20 protein-coding genes are annotated in these 17134 nt (G+C 45.1%); 14 read left to right on the plus strand and 6 right to left on the minus strand.

What is annotated here, in order from left to right; all coding sequences use genetic code 11:
- The first annotated feature begins 11 nt into the window (after positions 1–11).
- The 13 genes from ACLSU7_RS11290 to ACLSU7_RS11350 all read left to right on the plus strand — a co-directional run bounded on the left by ACLSU7_RS11290 (position 12) and on the right by ACLSU7_RS11350 (position 10722).
- Positions 12–323 carry a hypothetical protein gene (locus tag ACLSU7_RS11290; RefSeq protein WP_413291998.1) on the plus strand — a complete coding sequence of 104 codons (312 nt, stop codon included), beginning with the start codon at positions 12–14 and terminating at the stop codon, positions 321–323.
- Between the two features lie 147 nt (positions 324–470).
- Positions 471–659, plus strand: a complete 189-nt coding sequence (locus ACLSU7_RS11295; protein ID WP_142698545.1) for a Flp1 family type IVb pilin — start codon at positions 471–473, stop codon at positions 657–659.
- A gap of 212 nt (positions 660–871) precedes the next feature.
- Complete coding sequence (locus ACLSU7_RS11300; RefSeq protein ID WP_413292000.1) at positions 872–1129, plus strand: hypothetical protein; 258 nt, start codon at positions 872–874, stop codon at positions 1127–1129.
- A 6-nt stretch (positions 1130–1135) separates the two neighbouring features.
- A complete protein-coding gene (locus ACLSU7_RS11305) occupies positions 1136–1777 on the plus strand; it encodes a hypothetical protein (RefSeq protein WP_413292001.1) in 642 nt (213 codons plus the stop codon).
- Positions 1771–2271, plus strand: coding sequence for a hypothetical protein (locus ACLSU7_RS11310; RefSeq protein WP_413292002.1), 501 nt, complete (start codon positions 1771–1773; stop codon positions 2269–2271). Before ACLSU7_RS11305 ends, ACLSU7_RS11310 begins: the two co-directional genes overlap by 7 nt.
- A gap of 8 nt (positions 2272–2279) precedes the next feature.
- Positions 2280–3197 (plus strand): Flp pilus assembly protein CpaB, encoded by a 918-nt coding sequence (gene cpaB, locus ACLSU7_RS11315; protein WP_413292003.1) that lies wholly within the window; start codon positions 2280–2282, stop codon positions 3195–3197.
- Positions 3198–3247: 50 nt separating this feature from the next.
- Positions 3248–4771 (plus strand): type II secretion system protein GspD, encoded by a 1524-nt coding sequence (locus tag ACLSU7_RS11320; protein WP_413292004.1) that lies wholly within the window; start codon positions 3248–3250, stop codon positions 4769–4771.
- 53 nt (positions 4772–4824) lie between these two features.
- Complete coding sequence (locus ACLSU7_RS11325) at positions 4825–7032, plus strand: ATPase, T2SS/T4P/T4SS family (RefSeq protein ID WP_413292005.1); 2208 nt, start codon at positions 4825–4827, stop codon at positions 7030–7032.
- A gap of 3 nt (positions 7033–7035) precedes the next feature.
- Positions 7036–7935: a type II secretion system F family protein gene (locus ACLSU7_RS11330; protein WP_413292006.1), complete on the plus strand. Its 900-nt coding sequence runs from the start codon at positions 7036–7038 to the stop codon at positions 7933–7935.
- A gap of 32 nt (positions 7936–7967) precedes the next feature.
- On the plus strand, positions 7968–9620 hold the full coding sequence (locus ACLSU7_RS11335) for a DUF6531 domain-containing protein (protein ID WP_413292007.1): 1653 nt from the start codon (positions 7968–7970) through the stop codon (positions 9618–9620).
- 12 nt (positions 9621–9632) lie between these two features.
- A complete protein-coding gene (locus tag ACLSU7_RS11340) occupies positions 9633–9908 on the plus strand; it encodes a hypothetical protein (RefSeq protein ID WP_413292008.1) in 276 nt (91 codons plus the stop codon).
- 186 nt (positions 9909–10094) lie between these two features.
- A complete protein-coding gene (locus ACLSU7_RS11345) occupies positions 10095–10298 on the plus strand; it encodes a hypothetical protein (RefSeq protein WP_413292009.1) in 204 nt (67 codons plus the stop codon).
- Positions 10299–10545: 247 nt separating this feature from the next.
- Positions 10546–10722: a hypothetical protein gene (locus ACLSU7_RS11350; RefSeq protein ID WP_413292010.1), complete on the plus strand. Its 177-nt coding sequence runs from the start codon at positions 10546–10548 to the stop codon at positions 10720–10722.
- Here the strand turns inward: ACLSU7_RS11350 and ACLSU7_RS11355 are convergent, their stop codons facing one another.
- Genes ACLSU7_RS11355 through ACLSU7_RS11365 form a run of 3 tightly spaced genes read right to left on the minus strand, consistent with a single transcriptional unit; the run spans position 10723 to position 12577 of the window.
- A complete protein-coding gene (locus ACLSU7_RS11355; protein WP_142698532.1) occupies positions 10723–10983 on the minus strand; it encodes a hypothetical protein in 261 nt (86 codons plus the stop codon).
- A complete protein-coding gene (locus tag ACLSU7_RS11360) occupies positions 10970–11362 on the minus strand; it encodes a response regulator (protein ID WP_413292011.1) in 393 nt (130 codons plus the stop codon). Before ACLSU7_RS11360 ends, ACLSU7_RS11355 begins: the two co-directional genes overlap by 14 nt.
- A 42-nt stretch (positions 11363–11404) precedes the next feature.
- On the minus strand, positions 11405–12577 hold the full coding sequence (locus ACLSU7_RS11365) for a hypothetical protein (RefSeq protein WP_413292012.1): 1173 nt from the start codon (positions 12575–12577) through the stop codon (positions 11405–11407).
- Between the two features lie 76 nt (positions 12578–12653).
- Here ACLSU7_RS11365 and ACLSU7_RS11370 point away from each other — a divergent pair, with 76 nt between their 5' ends.
- Positions 12654–14225: a hypothetical protein gene (locus ACLSU7_RS11370; protein WP_413292013.1), complete on the plus strand. Its 1572-nt coding sequence runs from the start codon at positions 12654–12656 to the stop codon at positions 14223–14225.
- A 95-nt stretch (positions 14226–14320) separates the two neighbouring features.
- Here the strand turns inward: ACLSU7_RS11370 and groL are convergent, their stop codons facing one another.
- The 3 genes from groL to ACLSU7_RS11385 all read right to left on the minus strand — a co-directional run bounded on the left by groL (position 14321) and on the right by ACLSU7_RS11385 (position 17076).
- Complete coding sequence (gene groL, locus ACLSU7_RS11375; protein ID WP_413292014.1) at positions 14321–15967, minus strand: chaperonin GroEL; 1647 nt, start codon at positions 15965–15967, stop codon at positions 14321–14323.
- A 25-nt stretch (positions 15968–15992) separates the two neighbouring features.
- Positions 15993–16280 (minus strand): co-chaperone GroES, encoded by a 288-nt coding sequence (gene groES / locus ACLSU7_RS11380; protein WP_168196705.1) that lies wholly within the window; start codon positions 16278–16280, stop codon positions 15993–15995.
- A gap of 211 nt (positions 16281–16491) precedes the next feature.
- Positions 16492–17076, minus strand: coding sequence for a hypothetical protein (locus ACLSU7_RS11385; RefSeq protein WP_413292015.1), 585 nt, complete (start codon positions 17074–17076; stop codon positions 16492–16494).
- Positions 17077–17134: the final 58 nt, after the last annotated feature.

The raw sequence follows: 17134 nt of genomic DNA on the forward strand, positions 1-17134 counted from the left end.
AGGAGACTGTAATGATTAAAACCACAGTGATGATGACCGTTGCAACTTTGATGATGGCGCAAGCCGCTTTTGCCGGTGATTGCAACATTTCCGTAGACCGCAAAGCGTGCCCAGGTAAAGAAGTTGAAGCGATGAAGCCTTACAACGGTAAAAACCCGACTGACGAAACGAAAAAACTAGACTCGGCTGAAGCTTGTGAAAAATGGGCCGAGAAAACTTCAAAAATCGTGCGCAAAGGGACTTTGACTGAAAAGAAAGTGACGGTCAAATTCGATGGCAAAGATTTAGGCAAGTCATTTTCCGATAAAGCTGAGTGTAAATAATCTGTACACACAGTTTTTCTAAAAAGGGAGGTCCAGTACCTCCCTTTTTCTCATTCTGAGACAGGACCAATTTCCCACAAAGTGTAGTGAAAACTCTCAAGACAATCCCCAAATGAGCCGATAACGGAAGTACAAGGGGGAACATCAATGAAAAAGTTTAAGAACTTTTCTAAAAATCTTTTGAAGAATAAACGCGGTCAAGGTGCAACTGAGTACATTTTGCTACTTGTGGTTGTTGTTGGACTGGTGATGATCTTCAAAAAAGATATCCAAACTACAGTGAAAGAAAAAATCGCTGAGCTTCAAGGAAATATCGGCGGCGTAACTGCTGAGTAATTTCACTTTAGCAAAGACGGAGATCGCATGACGATTGAGTATGTCCTGCTAATGATTGCAATTCTTGGGATCGGGTTGAAAGCATTTCTTTCAGCCCCCTCAGAGGCGTTTCGTGGATCAGGTCCACGTTTGGCCGCCCGTGTGGAAAGGCAATTGGATACAGGACAAGGCTTCAAAGAAAATGGGGCCCGTCTTGAGTGGAGCGCAGTGAAATGAAGAACTCATCACTGGGAAATCAAAAAGGCCAATTCGTGATCGAAGCAGTTTTGCTGATGATCGTGATGGTTGGAATTTTTGTAGCCAGCATGAATGCTCTTCGTGATTCAAAATTTTTATCGAAACTGGTTTCGGGTCCATGGGAACGCGTGGCAGGTATGATGGAAAGTGGTGTTTGGGCTCCGGCTAAGGACGCTCGTCAACAACACCCCAACCAAAGAGACCGCAGCATCACCAACCGACCTCCGAACTGAGGAACAATGAGAGCACAGTCGAGCCCTCACATGATTATTAATAATTCCCACGGTATTATCACTGTGGATTTTATTTTTTCATTAGTCCTTTGCGCGGGTCTTTGCAGTGTTATGTTCGCATTGACGTTTACTTTGTCGATGGCTGAAATTGCTCAGTACATCACCTTCTCGACCTCTCGTGCCTATGTTGCTGGTCACATCGATCCAGACAAGCAAAGTGAAATGGGCAAAAATAAATTTGATAATCTAATGGCCAATAAAACTTTAAGCCCTCTGTTCTCTAAAACGGGAGCGGGTTGGTTTAAACTTTCTGATCTTGAACTTCGTGGCGGTGGTGCCAGTGGCCAGGATTTCTCCAAAGATTATCCGTATTCAGACGGTCGTATTCCTCAGACCGGCGCTCGCCTGCTTTTCAGTGCGCGCGTAATGGCTTTGCGCATTCCATTCCTGGGTTCCACCACGGAAGATGGCGAAGCACCTAAGGCAAATCTCACGGCTTTTTTAATTCGCGAACCCACTCAGCAGGAATGCTGGGATTTACAAATTAAAAAACGTTACGATGCGATTATAGGTCTGGACTCGCGCTTTGCGATTCTGGCTGATCGCTATAAAAACAAATATGTACCGATGGAGGATAATGGATGTTGAAATCCAAACGCAGCCTCCTAAGTAATGAAAAAGGATCCGCGATGATCGAAGTCATCCCGGTGATTTTCGTTATTGTGACATTCATTACTTTTTCATTGGGGTTCTTTGGTGCCATTCATTCTGGCATTTTGAATTCCATTGCATCTCGCAACTATGCTTTTGAAACTTTCAGACACCGCTCGAATCTGGTTTATTTCCGTAATAACACAGATAAGGAAAACGCGCAGCTTAGCTACAACAAACTAGGCATTCGCATCCACGGTGTGACTTCGGAAAAATCACCGAAGGGCTCTGACATCTGGTATGCAACCACTCGCCCGATCAACATCAATATGTTGTCTTCGCAGAAAGAAGTGGAAGCTTCTGGATCAGATAGTGAACACAATCAAAAAGTACCTACTGTTAATGACGAACGAAACGACAAAGTTGGCGTGAACCCCATTTGGCTCAAGTCTCAATATGGGATTTGTCTGAATGCAGCTTGTGGAGCGTAGGAGAATATATGGGATCTAACGACACTAGAAATTTATGGCTTTCGATAGCAGCGGGTATATTCGCTACCTTCTTGCTTTATAGCTACTCCCAGGAAAAGAAAGCCGAATACGATAAGCGCTTCGGTTCCACGAAACGTGTTGTTGTCGCAAAAGAAGATATCGCTGAAATGCAGACAATTTATGATACAATGGTAGAGACAAAGGATATGCCGGCAGATTTCATTCAACCGGATGCTGTCACAATTCCAGACGAAATCATCGGCAACGTAGCGGCGGTACCTATTCGTAAAGGCCAAATGGTTGTGAAGAACAATCTTCTGACCCCGGGCCCGGATACAGGTATCTCGTTGCAAGTAGCACCAAGCAAGCGCGCCGTTTCTATCCCGGTGGATGAGATTCGTGGTGTCGCTAAACTTATCCGTCCTGGCGATCGCGTAGATATCTATGCCGCTGTGGATTCAGGTAAAGGTGTGGCGCAACGTCGCGAAGTGTTTACTTTGATGAGTGACGTGCCGGTTCTGGCAACAGGCTTGAGTGTTGTGAACAACATTCCTCGTATGTTCGAACTGGATTCTTCGGGTAAAAACTTGAATCAGATCGCTCTGACTGGTGATACGAAATATACGACGATCACAGTAGAAGCGACACCGAAGGAAGCACAGGATTTATTTTATATTTTATCAACAGCGCCAGGAAATTTGTTCTTTGCGCTTAGAAACCCAAGTGACCGTACGATCCCAGTCAGAGCACCAAGCTCGACTTCGGATTCAGTCCTGGGTAGACCTGTTGTGACTCTGGATGCGGCTCCGGCGGCACCTCCAGTGATGATTCCACAACAGCAACGACCGCAGATGATACAGCCAATGCAGCAACAACGAGCACCGCAACCGACACAGCAACGTCGCAACGGGTTTAAGACATTGTAGTATTGAGTTTAAGTTATTGGGTTTTGGGTTAGTGAGTTAAGGGGGAACCAATGAAACATATACTGCTTACAATGGGGCTTGTATTCAGTCTTTGTGCACCTGTTGCGCATGCAGAAGACGATCTTTCTGCATCACCGTCAACATCTGGCGAAGACAGCAGTGGAGCTTTCCGTTCACGTAAGTTCATCAACTTAACGTTGGGAATTGAATTGGACGAAAAACTTCCTCCTATTCCAGACAACGTGGAATTCAAAGGCGACTTCCGTCGTATCGTGACTGCAAGTTACGCGAAGGACCTTAATGTCATTCGCTTCACTCCACGCACTGAAGGTTTTGCCACTTTAACTATCCACGATAAACGCAATGGTAAAATCGTTGCTGAATATCGCATTGACGTTAAAAAATCCAAACTTGATAAAATCGTTCGCGAGATGCGCTCTTTATTGGGAGACATCGAAGGTATCAATATCAAAATCGTGAATGATAAAGTCGTTGTCGACGGTCAGATCCTTCTTCCTAAGGATATGGCGCGTATTTTCAACGTCGTTTCCCAATTCGGTAACCAGGCTTCTTCTATCGTGAGCTTAAGCCCCCTTGCTCAAAAGAAGATTGCTGAGTTTATCGCCCGCGACATCAATAATCCTGAAATCGAAGTCCGTGCCGTGAATGAAAAAATCATTCTTCAAGGCTGGGCAAACAGTGCTGATGAATCAGCTCGTGCTGAAATCATCGCAAAAACTTATCTTCCAGACCGCATTGTGGAAGCCGCTGTGGAAAAAGGTGTTATCAAAACCCGTAATCCAGCGAATGAAGGTGTCATCAATCTGATTCAAATCAAAGAATCTGCGCCGAAGCCACCACCAAAGATGATTCAATTGGTTGTGCACTACGTGGAATTGCAAAAAGACTACTCTAAGAACTTTAAGTTCCAGTTCACACCGGAGCTTGGTGATAACTCGCAGATGACTTTCCAAACTGGTGGCGAAGCCGCTGGTGGTGTGGTGAGTTCAATCACAGGTACAGTTTCTAATTTGTTGCCGAAACTGAACTGGGCGAAACAACATGGTCAAGCCCGCGTTCTAGAGAGCACAAGCATGATCGTGGAAGATGGTAAAAAAGGTGAGATCAAACAGGTAACCAACCAACCTTACGCAGTTATCGGACAAAACGGTACGCAAGGTACGGCCTTTGCCGAAGTGGGTATCGTAACTACGATCACGCCGGTTCTTATGGGTGAAAAGTCTGGCAGCGTTCGTATGGATATGGCCTTTAAGGTATCCAGCATGATCGGTAGTACTCCTGCCGGTGCGCCCATCACAAGCTCGAATGAAATGTCCAGCTCCGTGGTGGTTCGTGACCGTCAAAGTGCGGCCGTGGGTGGTTTGATCCGTAACTCATCCTCGACTGGTTACAACCGTCCATCTGGACAAAAGAACCCTATCATCAGCTTGTATGCATCCAAAGAATTCGCGAAACAACAAAGTCAGTTTGTGGTTTTCGTAACTCCAGTTGTTAAGACGTCTGCAAGTGCGGGCTCTGAACAAATTAAGAAAAAATTCCGTCTGCGCGACTAATGTCGCGTATACGGATTGATCCCTGAAGCCGATAAGTTTAGCGGAGGTCCGCATTGGCTATCAATCCGAATTGTAATCTCATCGCTGTAGTTGGTGGTAAAGGGGGCGTAGGTAAAAGCGTCTTCGCTGCTAACTTTGCCTGCGCCTTGATGACTGAACTTCGTACTCAGGTTCTGCTTGTTGACGCTGACTCTAAATCCGTCGGCGATCAAAACGTAATTATGGGTTTGAAGCCTGTGAAAACTCTGAAAGAGCTTTCTACATTCACGGGTTCTTTAAATTCTCAACCAATGAATACTCTGGTGACGATGCATCCCTCTGGCTTAGGCTATGTAGGGGCTGTGCGTGGACCGGAAGAATCTTTAAGTATCTCTCCTGATCTTCTTGGTAAGCTCATGGAGTTCTTCTCTCGTGCATTTAAATTTGTCGTGGTTGACGTGGGTAATGACCTGGGCCCGGCACAAATGGCTGTTCTTCAAGAAGCTACCGCGATCATGATCGTTACTACTCCTGAAGTTCTGGTTGTGACTCAAACACAAAGACTTGTGAATGAGTTGTTGTCAGCAACATTCCCGAAAGACATGTTCCAGCTTGTCGTAAACAAAGCCTCCCCAACAGGTTTGTCTCCGCAAGCTATTTCCAATCAGTTGCAATTACCATTTTTGGGAATCATTCCTCAAGATGAAGCCACAACAAATATGGCTTTGCAAAAGTATCAACCATTCATCATCAGTGCGCCAAAAACTCCCCTGACAGCTTCTTACTTTGATCTTTCCCGTAAACTTACGGGTGGCGTTTTGCAAAGACTTAAAACTCTGTCCCGTCCAAAACCAGCACCTACAGCTTCTGAGGGCGCAAGCGCTCCTGTTCCTGGCAGTAATGGTATGGACCCGCGCACACTGATGAAGATCCGCGTGCACAATGAATTGATCCGTACCGTGGATCTAAAAAAACTTCTGACAGATACTAAAGACGAAAACAAAGAAAAAGAAGTTCGCGAAAAAACTAAACGTGAAATCACAGTTATCGTCGACAAGGAAGCACCGGAGCTTTCCCGTGATGAGCGCTCTAAAATCATCAAAGAAGTTTTAGAGGAAGCTTTGGGATTGGGGCCTTTGGAAGATTTGTTGGCTGATCCAGCCGTGACTGAGATCATGGTAAACGGTCATAAAAAAATCTTTGTGGAGAAAAGCGGTAAAGTTGCTTTAAGTCCTGTGACCTTTACTTCCAATGATCACTTACGCCGTATTATCGAGCGTATCGTGACACCACTGGGTCGTCAGATCAATGATTCGACTCCTTATGTGGATGCCCGCTTGAAAGATGGTTCCCGTGTGAACGCGGTGATTGAACCTCTTTCTATCGATGGCCCGGCACTGACAATTCGTAAATTTAAAAAAGGCGGTATCACCGCTGAAAAGTATATTGAGTACGGCAGTATCACTAAGAACATGATCGATTTCCTGCGCATCTGCGTGGAAAATGGTCTGAACGTGGTGATCTCTGGTGGTACCGGTTCCGGTAAAACCTCACTACTAAATATGCTCTCTTCATACATTCCTTCCAATGAGCGTGTGATCACAGTCGAGGACGCGGCCGAGTTGCAATTGCAACAGGAACACGTGGTTCGTCTGGAGACTCGCCCCGCTTCTATGGAAGGTAATAACGCCATTCATATTCGTGATCTTATCAAGAATGCCCTGCGTATGCGTCCTGATCGCATCATCGTCGGTGAGTGCCGTGACGGCGCCGCTTTGGATATGTTGCAAGCGATGAACACAGGTCATGATGGCTCGATGACGACAACCCATGCGAACAGTGCGCGCGAGTGTATTGCCCGTTTGGAAACTCTGTCGATGATGGCGGGCATGGATCTTCCAGTCCGTGCCATCCGCGAACAAATTGCGGGCGCAGTGAATTTGATCGTTCAAATTTCCCGTCAATCAGATGGTAGCCGTAAAATCATGAGCATCACTGAGGTGGCCGGCATGCAGGGTGACGTTGTTACTTTGGCAGAAATCTTCCGCTTTAAAGAAACTGGTTACGATAAAAACCGTAAAATCCAAGGGGTCTTTCAAGCGACTGGTACAATCCCAAGCTTCATTCAAAAATTGAGTGACAAGGGTGTTGTTATCCCTCGTGAAATTTTCAGTAACGATCCTGCGACGCAAGCGAAACCAACAGGCCCGACTCCTCCAGCACAAGGTGGGTTGATGCCTAAAATGCCAGGTGGCGTAGTACCACCGAAAAAGGTTGGCTAAAGTATGGCAGCAGTTTGGGCATTCTTAAAAACATTGCTTGCTAAAGAATGGGTATTAATCCCACTCTTTGGCGCGATCGTTTTTGTGATGGTCATTCTGTGGGCGGAAAAAGCTATAGCGCTTCTGCATAAGCGCAGCCTGGGTCAACGTGAAGAAGTCATTCGCATCATGCGCCTTATGGGAATGGAAGCGGATCAAAAAAAGATCACGATTCTTATTTTACTGATGAGTTTCGGTTTAGGTGCCTTGGTCTTTCTGATTTTCTGGCCAAGCGTTTTAGTCGGCGCATTCTTTGGTGCCTCTGTAACAATTGCAGGCTGGCAGTTGCCACTGTTAATCGTGCGCATGTTGTATGAACGCCGTTGTACTTCTTTCGTAGATCAAATGGTTGACGGTATTACGATCATGGCGAACGGTATTAAAGCTGGTTCGAATCCGCAGGAATCCATGAAACGTGTTGTTGAGATCATGGGAAATCCGATCAGTCAGGAATTCTCGCAAGTTCTTTACCAAATGCAGGTGGGTGACAGCTTTGAGAGTGCTTTGAACGACTTGGGAAATCGTATTCCCCGTCCCGATGTGCAGATGTTTGTAACCTCAATCAACATTTTAAAAGAGACTGGTGGTAATCTCGCAGAGACTTTCCAGACCATCGTCCTAGTCATTCGCGAGAGACAAAAAGTTGAAAAGAAAATCCAGGCAATGACGGCCCAGGGCCTCATGCAAGGTATCATCGTTACTTTGATTCCATTCTTTTTAATGATCGTTTTTTTGGTCATCGATCCCGCCTTTATCAAGCCCATGTTTAGTACCACCTTAGGTCTAGTGTTGCTGTTCGCCATGCTAGCTCTGCAAATTATCGGTGGTGTCATCATCAAAAAACTTGTTACTATCAAAGTGTAGTCCGTCAGAGTTTCAGGGAAGAGGTAGACATAATGAAGAAGGCACTTATTGCAGTGGCCGTTCTTTTCTCGGCGCAAGCGTATGCTCTTGTCGACATGAAGAATGCCAACTATTCCAATACGTGGATAGACATGGACGTACCAGGAACTGGTTACGATCTTAAAATTATCAGAACTTATAATAGCCGTTCACTTTTCAACGGGATGTTTGGTTTCGGATGGTGCTCTGATTTCGAAACCAGCATGGAAGTAAATGGTGAAGGTAATATCAAAATCAAAGAGTGCGGCGGCGGTATGGAAGTTACCTACTCCCAACGCGAAGTCACTCGTAAAGATGTTGATAACACCATCAACTCGATCATCAATAAAATGAAAGCAGAAAAGAAAGTCGGCGTGACCGAAGCGTACCTGACTTCTCTTAAAACTCAGTTGCTTGAAGATGATAACGCCCGTGCAGATTTCGCCAGAAAATATGGTGTAGCGGTTCAGGTCAAAGAAGGCACAAAATTCTTTGCCAACGGTCGTGAGGTCGAAAACTTTACTTTCAATAAAACGTATTACACGCGCACTCTTCCAGACGGCAGCGCTCAACGTTTTAGCCCGCAAGGTAAGTTGACTCACATCTACGACAAAAACGGTAACTTCCTGAAGTTTGAATACGATAAAGACCTGGTTTCGAAAGTTGAAGATAACAACGGTCGTCGTCTGACATTCAAGTACTACCAAAACAAGAAAGTTAAATCCATCACAGGCCCGAATGGTTTGAATGTGGATTATAAATTTGCGAATTTGGATGATTTGTCGTCAGTTAAGAATGCTTGGCAAAAGACTTACACCTACGAGTACGATGATCTTCACAACCTGACAAAAGCGTCTTGGCCGGATAAGACTTTTATCGCTGTTAAATACGATAAAAAGAACGACTGGGTTACGTCATTTACAGATCGTGATAAATGTACAGAGGCCTACAAGTACGAATTCTCTCAAAACGACCCGCAAAATCACTACTGGTCTACGGTTAAGAAAGTTTGCGGTAAAGAGACTGTTGCCGATAACAAATACGAATTCTGGCACAAACAACGCGCTGACGGTCAGTTTTACTTGCAACGTGTAATGACGACAGTAAATGGCAATGTAACAGATATCAGCTATCACGAGCTTTTCGGTAAACCGACAAGCATCCGCAGAAATGCTGAGCGTATTTCTTACGAATACTACGCAGATGGTTTGGTGAAAGTTAAAGCCACTCCAGCGACACGCATGGCGTTTGAATATGACCAGACAATCAAAAAGGTTAGCCAGGTATCGACGACTTTCTTTAACCAAAAAGGTCAGAAAGTTACTACCAAGGCCACTCAGTTTAAATATGATGGTAAAGGCAATCTAAACTTCGCACAGAACTCTGATGGTCAGAAAATCTCCATGACTTATGATAATCGTGGACGTATTGCTACCATCACAGATCAAGCTAAGAAAGTTGTTAAGATCGAATACGAAGAGCGCTATGGTAAACCAGCGATCGTAACTCGCCCGGGCTTAGGCACTATTCAGGTTTCGTATAAATCGAATGGTGAGATTAACAAGGTAGATAGTAAAGAAGGTCCATCAGTGGCAATGCAAGTGGCCTCTACATTCAATAACTTGCTCGACATTATCGCGCCTGCAACTGCAGAGCTATATCTCTAGGGAGAGATCGTTATGAAGAAAATATTGTTATTGGCAGTATGTACTCTGATGGCCACAGCGGCTCACGCCCAGTCAGTTAGCGGTAATGAGTCCAACGAGAAGATTGGTTATCCGGAGCAGAAATCTGGAACGACAGCAGGTCTTAACGGAGAAGGTACTTGCGCTAACTGTAAGAACAAACACATTACTGATGTGCCTCTTACTAAGAACACAAATCCATCACTTAAAGCGGGTGCTGGTTCATCCGACACTTCTCCTTCAAAAGGCCAAGGCGGCTTGAGCGACTAGTGTTAACTTCCTAAACAATGGAAGCGCCTAAAAAGGCTCTCTGAAAAGAGGGCCTTTTTTATTTCGCCCCACTTAATCCTAACCTATTGATATCACAAAGATCCCGTCCCAGTCCGAGACAGGCCTTCTGGCACACCAGCTGCAATAGATCCCCTTGAAGTCTTATTTCACTTCAAAGGAGATAGTATGAAAGCTATTACATTGATGATCGCGGTAACTATTGCCACAGCTGCGTCAGTATCCCATGCAGCCGGCAGCGCCGCTCCTGTTTGCAACCAAAAGATCGCAGGTCGCATGCACGACAAAACGGCTTCCGACTACAAAGTAGCAAAATCTGGTTCTTCTGATTCAACTAAGTCTAAAGCAGTTAAAGGTATCAGAGGCTCTTAAGATGTTAATCAAAGTCCTTGCCGAGTGAGCGGCCTTCACCCCCCCAGGTCGTTCACTCCTTTTTTGGGTATGATCAATGCCTTGTCACCGGTGCGCGCAAAACGGCGTCGTGTGGCACGTGTGTCTCGTTATGAGATTTGAAATTTCTAAGTACTTGATTCTTCGTGACTGAAATCTCAGTCTGAAACGTCTTCTTTGGCATGTCGGATGCATTAGATGTAAGTATCCAACGCACAAAGGAGTTCACATGAAACTAACTACACTTATCGTAATCGCAGCTTTGGCAATCTCTTCCACTTCTTACGGTGCTTGCGGACCTCGCTCAAACAACGGCCTTTTTAAAAACACAGCAGCAACATCTTCTAATATCGCTGCTAAAGCTCAAGCATCAGTAAAAGTATCTTCTACAAAAGCTGTTAGATAATTAGCGTACTGCCTTTTCGTGAGAGCCTTCCTGAAAGCCATCCACCGTACTGACCACGCCATCTTTTACATGAACTGTCAGATTCTTTAAGGCCATTGCGCCACCAGCTGCGGCACTTTGAATGTACTGAGACACCGTTGATCTTTGCAACCAGCGGAATGTGTAGGACTCAATCGAAGCCCCACCCACTTTTACCTGAGCAAGCACAATCAAAACCATCGTGAATGCCAAAGTCTTCAATACAAATTTAAGTTCTTCCATGAGTTGATTCTCCCGCCTGCGGTAACACTTTTGAAACGACCATCAATAAATTTTCTTTAGTAAACGGCTTGGTGATATACGCATCAAAGCCCGCTTCATGCGCCTTTTCAATCATGGCGTCGTTATCAATAGTCGAACAGCCAATGATCATAATGTCAGGATGAGATTCTTTGATCGCACGGGCAGACTCAAGACCGTTACGGAGCGGCATGACCATGTCTAAGAATACAAGATCGGGCAGAACAGAAGAAACCAAGCGAATGCCATCGTTTCCATTTTCTGCTTCGCCAACACAAATGTGTCCGGCAGAGCTCATTATATTTTTAATCAGCTCGCGCAGAAATGCGGCATCATCGATAACAGTGAAACGTATCTTCATGGCTTCAGTATAGAAGCCATGCAGCCTTTTGATGAGTGGATTTTATTGGCCCCAACGATAGCCTAGGGAAAACAGATACAAAGAATTCGTTACGCTGACATTCTTAGGAGTGACACCCGTACTTGGGTCTGGTTGGCTTGCCGGTCCATCAAACATATTTCGTTCTGCAGATGCTTCCAGTCCCCACAAGAGCTGACTTGATCGTGACAAACGCCACTCTCCGCCAAACTCAACACCCAAGCGAGAGCTTTCCTCGATTGAGCCAGAGCTTACACCTGTGCTGGTTGCTGTTTCTTTATGTTGTAAGCGAGGAAAGAAACTGCCGCCAAGAACCCAAGCGTACTCCACAGAAGTTGGAATGCGGGCCTTAAGACCCAAACCAAATCCGGTACTGCTGATGCGGATTCTGTTTGCCGCATCACTTGGAGTATTCATTTTATCCTGACCGTAAAGAACTGAAAATTCCAACGAGTTCGATTTACGAGAATTTCCAAAGTATTTACGGAAGTTCAGACCCAAATCCAAGAATTCATATTTTGCCGGAACGCGGGATTTATCCGCCTCCATTGAATCAATATCCGAAGTCATGGAAAACATGAATTTACCACTCACGCCAATCAAAGGCGTCAACCACACGTTCGCCTTAAAGCGAAGAGCATCGTAAAAGCTTTGATACTCGCGGAATGAATAGTTTGATTTTGATTCGTTGTAAACTGCTACAGGAGAGATCTCTACTTCCAGACGATTGTTACGAATATCATCAGGATGAATTGTCTCGGCATAATAGTCATAGATCTTATCTGCTTTATTCGTGAACAAAGCTTCCGCTTGATCGCCGATGCTTGGCTCCGTCGCCACAGGTGCAACCGATGGAACAGGCGTCACCGTCGCCGCTGGTGCGGATGTCGGTGCTGGCGTCGTAGTGACAACTGTAGAAACGGCTGTTGTTGTTGCAGGCGTTTGTGCCGTAGAAGCTGATGTCGTAGTAACTGCGGCAGCTGCCGTCGTTGCAGCGACCGGATCATCTTTCATAGCTTCTACCACTTCTGCATTAGCAGCCTGAGCAGGATTTCGCTTTGTTTTTACAGCAGGCGTAAGTGCCTTACGAACCTCGTAACGTCCAGTTGAAAAACCTTCCAGACTAGACTGTGCATATGAAGTTGAAGTCATTAAAGCGAAAGCGATCAATAAAGTAAATTGAGAATGAAATTTCATAAAAATAGTTTCGGCAACGGTCCGAATTACTTGACCCAAAATTGACGACTTTTCATTCACCGTGCAGAATTAAAATATGAAAATAAAAATGCTCATTAGCACCGTGGTTTTCGCACTTGGCTTTAAGACCTTTGCCCAGAATGCTTACGTCAGCACTGTGGACCAAGATCTGGCGATCAAATCGATCGTTTTGGTTCCAACCACTGACAATCTTGGTGGAATTTACGCAAAACCTGTTGAGGAGCAAATTCGCAAACAGTTAAACGAAGACAAGCAATGGTCTTTGGGGAACTATCCCAAAAATCTGGAAATTAAATCAGAAACGTTGGACGAGAATCCTGCTGAGGTTCAAAAGCTTTTGCAAACAGCAAAAGCGGATGCTGCTATCACATCCAAAATCATTCGCGGTCCTCGCGGTATCTCGATGACTCTGACCTTGTTCGTCGGTCGTGAAGGACTTCCTCTGACTCAAGAAACACTTACAGATTACAAGGGCTTCGACACTGCAGATATTAAAATGCAGGCGAGCATTTTATTTAATAATATAAAAAACCGCATGCCTTTCCGCGCAGTGATTTTAAGCCGCCGCGGTCAGCAAGTGACTTTGAATTTAGGCAGTAACTACGGCCTGAAACCCGATAGCCGGGTTTCCGTCGTTCAAATCATCAAAGTGAACCGCCACCCTAAATTGAAAATCCTGGTCAGTACTGAAAAAGAAGTGTTAGGCCGAGTGAAACTTTTCAAAGTGGAACCGTATTTAAGCTTTGGTTACATCGAACTTGAAAAAGAACCCGGTGTGATCACAGTCGGATCGAAAGTGATGCCAGATGAGTTTGTTAAGTATGCGACGCCGATCACAACTCCATCCGGAAAAATTCTGACGGATGTAACCACTCGTCCCGACAAAGACGTGGCATTCGGCGATGACCCGAAAGAGTGGACTCCTGAACCAGCTCCCCAATACGGTAAAGTGGAAGTACTTGCGGGCTTTTCTTCATACTCGCAAAACGTAAAGATCACTTCTCCGACAGCACAATCCATCTCTGGAAACTCAAACCTTGCGCCTAATCTTTTAATCCGTGGCGAGCTTTGGTTGAACCCAGAATGGTTTATCGGTGCTTCCCTTCGCCAATCCGTTTTCTCAATCGACAACAGCTTGGCGGGTTCATCACCAAGTTCCTTAAACGAATCAATGTCACAGTACTCAGTGACTGGCGGTTACAATTTCCTGCTGAGCAACGACTTCTTTGGACCTAAGTTGCAATTAAGCGCTGGATATCAAGACACGAATTTCAAAGTCGACGACAGCGGTCCTGAGGTCGCATTTACATCCAATAAATATGGCGGCTTGATGATCAGCCTGGGTGGCTCGTTCCCTCTGGGACCTGAAATTCCATTCGAACTCGGCGGTCGCTTTGATCTGTTCATGAATCCAACGATGAGCGAAAGCCCAAGTTCAGGAGCTGGCAACAGCAGCAAAATTAACAGCTTTAGTTTCTTTGGTAATTATCGCTTAAGACAGAAATTCGCCATCAAAGGGGAGTTGCTGTTTGAAAACTTCAGCTCAGACTATAACGGCGGAGCCAACCGCAGCACCGTTAGCCACAAAATGACCACCCTCTTAGGCGGCATCCAGTACATGTTCTAAAAGGTGCCTAACACCTTTTCACAAAGAGCATAAAAAAAGCCTGAGTCGCAAAACTCAGGCTTTTTAATTTTAGGAAGCTAATGCAAGCCAGAGGCTTACATCATGCCGCCCATACCACCCATGCCGCCCATGTCGTGGCCGCCACCTGCTGGCATTGGAGATTCTTTCTTAGGTGCTTCTGCGATCATTGTCTCAGTAGTAAGCATCAAAGAAGAAACAGAAGCTGCGTTAGTTAGAGCGCAACGAACAACTTTAACTGGATCGATCACACCGTCTTTGATTAGATCAGTGTACTCGTCAGAGTATGCGTTGAAGCCCCAAGAAGCAGATTTGTTTTGCATAATACGATCCAAAACGATTGCGCCATCAAGACCTGCATTCGCAGAGATTTGACGAATTGGCTCTTCGCAAGCACGTTTGATGATCATCGCGCCGAAAGCTTCTTCTTCAGAGAATTTAGTTTTATCAACTTTTGCAGAAGCGCGAAGCAAAGCAGTACCACCACCAGCTACGATACCTTCTTCAACAGCAGCGCGAGTCGCGTTCAAAGCGTCTTCTACGCGGTGTTTTTTCTCTTTCATCTCAACTTCAGAAGGAGCACCAACGTGGATAACAGCTACGCCGCCAGCCAATTTAGCCAAACGCTCTTTCAATTTTTCTTTATCGTAGTCAGAAGAAGTTTCTTCGATTTGACCTTTGATAGCGTTTACGCGACCAGTGATATCTGCTTTTTTGCCAGAACCATCGATGATTGTCGTGTTGTCTTTATCAACAACGATACGTTTCGCAACACCAAGATCAGCGATAGTTGCTTGCTCAAGTTTACGACCGATGTCTTCAGAGATAACTTTCGCGCCAGTCAAGATCGCGATGTCTTCAAGCATAGCTTTACGACGGTCACCGAAGCCAGGAGCTTTAACAGCACAGATGTGAAGAGTGCCGCGAAGTTTATTGACAACCAAAGTTGCCAATGCTTCACCGTCAACGTCTTCAGCGATGATCAACAATTGACGACCTTGCTTAGCAACGCCTTCAAGAATAGAGATCATATCTTTCATAGAAGAGATTTTTTTGTCGTAGACAAGTACGTAAGCGTTCTCAAGAACTGCTTCCATTCTTTCTGCGTTAGTTACGAAGTATGGAGACAAGTAACCACGGTCGAATTGCATACCTTCAACTACTGTAACTTCAGTTTTAGCAGTTTTAGATTCTTCGATAGTGATAACGCCTTCTTTACCAACTTTATCCATAGCGTCTGACAACATTTGACCGATTTCTTTGTCATTGTTTGCAGAGATAGAACCAACTTGAGCAACTTCGTTTGAACCTTTAACTGGTTTCGCCATTGCTTTAAGTTCGTCGATGATGATTGCAACCGCTTTGTCGATACCACGTTTGATAGACATTGGGTTGTGACCTGCAGAAACTAGTTTCGCACCTTCGCGGTAGATCGCTTGAGCCAAAACAGTTGCAGTAGTTGTACCGTCACCGGCTTCGTCATTAGTTTTGGAAGCAACTTCCTTAACCATTTGCGCGCCCATGTTTTCGAATTTGTTTTCCAATTCGATTTCTTTAGCAACAGTTACACCGTCTTTAGTGATCATTGGTGAACCGAAAGATTTATCGATAACAACGTTACGACCTTTAGGTCCCAATGTTACTTTTACTGCGTTCGCAAGAGTGTTCACACCTTTAAGGATGTGTGCGCGAGCGTCTTCTGAGAATACTAATACTTTAGACATGATATACTCCGTATGGATTTAGTAATTAGTTAAAAACACCAAGGATGTCTTCTTCGCGCATCATCAAGTATTCTGCGCCTTCAAGTTTCAACTCAGTTCCTGCGTATTTGCTGAAAAGAACTTTGTCGCCAACTTTAACTTCAAGAGGCAAGATTTTGCCGTCTTCAGTTACACGACCTTTACCAGTCGCGATGATTTCACCTTTTTGTGGTTTTTCTTTTGCTGTATCAGGGATGAAAAGACCGCCTGCAGTTTTTTCTTCTTCCGCCATTCTGCGAACAAGAATTCTGTCGTGAAGCGGACGAACGCCGATTTCGTTCTTAGCCATTGTGTATTCCTCCGGTTTATTTATTCAAAATAGGATGGAGGTAATATGAACCCCCCTGTGAAAACGTCAAGCCGCGGGAGTGAAATTTTTTGCAGTAAAATGGTTTTGGACTCGGTTTGAACGAAAACCAGCAGCTCCGCACCTTTAACGCGCAAAGCTAAGACGATTTGTAGGGGAATTAGGAGGGAAAAGCCAGTTAGCGAACTGACTCTTTGCTAGTGTTGGTGGCACTTGCAGGAAGGTCTGACGCATGGGCGCCAAAAACGGAGTTCGCATAGGCATTCATTAACTCAGCCACTTCTTCAGGAGAAAGCTTTCCAGCCACTTCCTTGAAAGCCGCTTTTTTGTCAGGAACTTTCGTCAAGTAACCCGCGAAATAATCTGTCACTGACAAGTCTTTAGCAACTTCTAAGTCATACTGTTCTTCACGAAGTTGCTTTTCCATTTTCTCCACAGAGATATCCTGAGAGGCCACCGCTTCCAGGCTGTTTCTTCCGCGCGCAAGATTAGGATCTGTGCCTGAAGCTGCACGACGGTTCATTTTCTTAGAATCAATTTGGGTTTTTAAATAAGTTACTTTCATTTGAGCGGTGCTAACCATTTCAGTTTTCCACTCGCGATAACTTTTAAATTTTGGAGCTTGAGCTTGAGCTTGAGGAGCGGCGACAGCGTTACGCACGGGAATGATGAATTGTTTCGATGGGGCTGCCGCCTGCACAGACATAGCTGTTGCAGTCACACAAATAACGGCCACCAAAGAAAGGTGCTTAACAGGGTTCATCAATCCTCCAAATTCCAACATACGTGATTCGGGTTCCAGGAATTCAATGTTTGTGCCC

It is taken from the genome of Bdellovibrio sp. HCB185ZH (assembly GCF_047302455.1).
Taxonomy (GTDB): Bacteria; Bdellovibrionota; Bdellovibrionia; order Bdellovibrionales; family Bdellovibrionaceae; genus Bdellovibrio.

What these genes read in the sequence shown, in the direction of transcription:
- ACLSU7_RS11290 (WP_413291998.1), top strand. Translation starts at nt 12, where the DNA reads ATGATTAAAACCACAGTGATGATGACCGTTGCAACTTTGATGATGGCG.
- ACLSU7_RS11295 (WP_142698545.1), top strand. Translation starts at nt 471, where the DNA reads ATGAAAAAGTTTAAGAACTTTTCTAAAAATCTTTTGAAGAATAAACGC.
- ACLSU7_RS11300 (WP_413292000.1), top strand. Translation starts at nt 872, where the DNA reads ATGAAGAACTCATCACTGGGAAATCAAAAAGGCCAATTCGTGATCGAA.
- ACLSU7_RS11305 (WP_413292001.1), top strand. Translation starts at nt 1,136, where the DNA reads ATGAGAGCACAGTCGAGCCCTCACATGATTATTAATAATTCCCACGGT.
- ACLSU7_RS11310 (WP_413292002.1), top strand. Translation starts at nt 1,771, where the DNA reads ATGTTGAAATCCAAACGCAGCCTCCTAAGTAATGAAAAAGGATCCGCG.
- cpaB (WP_413292003.1), top strand. Translation starts at nt 2,280, where the DNA reads ATGGGATCTAACGACACTAGAAATTTATGGCTTTCGATAGCAGCGGGT.
- ACLSU7_RS11320 (WP_413292004.1), top strand. Translation starts at nt 3,248, where the DNA reads ATGAAACATATACTGCTTACAATGGGGCTTGTATTCAGTCTTTGTGCA.
- ACLSU7_RS11330 (WP_413292006.1), top strand. Translation starts at nt 7,036, where the DNA reads ATGGCAGCAGTTTGGGCATTCTTAAAAACATTGCTTGCTAAAGAATGG.
- ACLSU7_RS11335 (WP_413292007.1), top strand. Translation starts at nt 7,968, where the DNA reads ATGAAGAAGGCACTTATTGCAGTGGCCGTTCTTTTCTCGGCGCAAGCG.
- ACLSU7_RS11340 (WP_413292008.1), top strand. Translation starts at nt 9,633, where the DNA reads ATGAAGAAAATATTGTTATTGGCAGTATGTACTCTGATGGCCACAGCG.
- ACLSU7_RS11345 (WP_413292009.1), top strand. Translation starts at nt 10,095, where the DNA reads ATGAAAGCTATTACATTGATGATCGCGGTAACTATTGCCACAGCTGCG.
- ACLSU7_RS11350 (WP_413292010.1), top strand. Translation starts at nt 10,546, where the DNA reads ATGAAACTAACTACACTTATCGTAATCGCAGCTTTGGCAATCTCTTCC.
- ACLSU7_RS11355 (WP_142698532.1), bottom strand. Translation starts at nt 10,983, where the DNA reads ATGGAAGAACTTAAATTTGTATTGAAGACTTTGGCATTCACGATGGTT.
- ACLSU7_RS11360 (WP_413292011.1), bottom strand. Translation starts at nt 11,362, where the DNA reads ATGAAGATACGTTTCACTGTTATCGATGATGCCGCATTTCTGCGCGAG.
- ACLSU7_RS11365 (WP_413292012.1), bottom strand. Translation starts at nt 12,577, where the DNA reads ATGAAATTTCATTCTCAATTTACTTTATTGATCGCTTTCGCTTTAATG.
- ACLSU7_RS11370 (WP_413292013.1), top strand. Translation starts at nt 12,654, where the DNA reads ATGAAAATAAAAATGCTCATTAGCACCGTGGTTTTCGCACTTGGCTTT.
- groL (WP_413292014.1), bottom strand. Translation starts at nt 15,967, where the DNA reads ATGTCTAAAGTATTAGTATTCTCAGAAGACGCTCGCGCACACATCCTT.
- ACLSU7_RS11385 (WP_413292015.1), bottom strand. Translation starts at nt 17,076, where the DNA reads ATGAACCCTGTTAAGCACCTTTCTTTGGTGGCCGTTATTTGTGTGACT.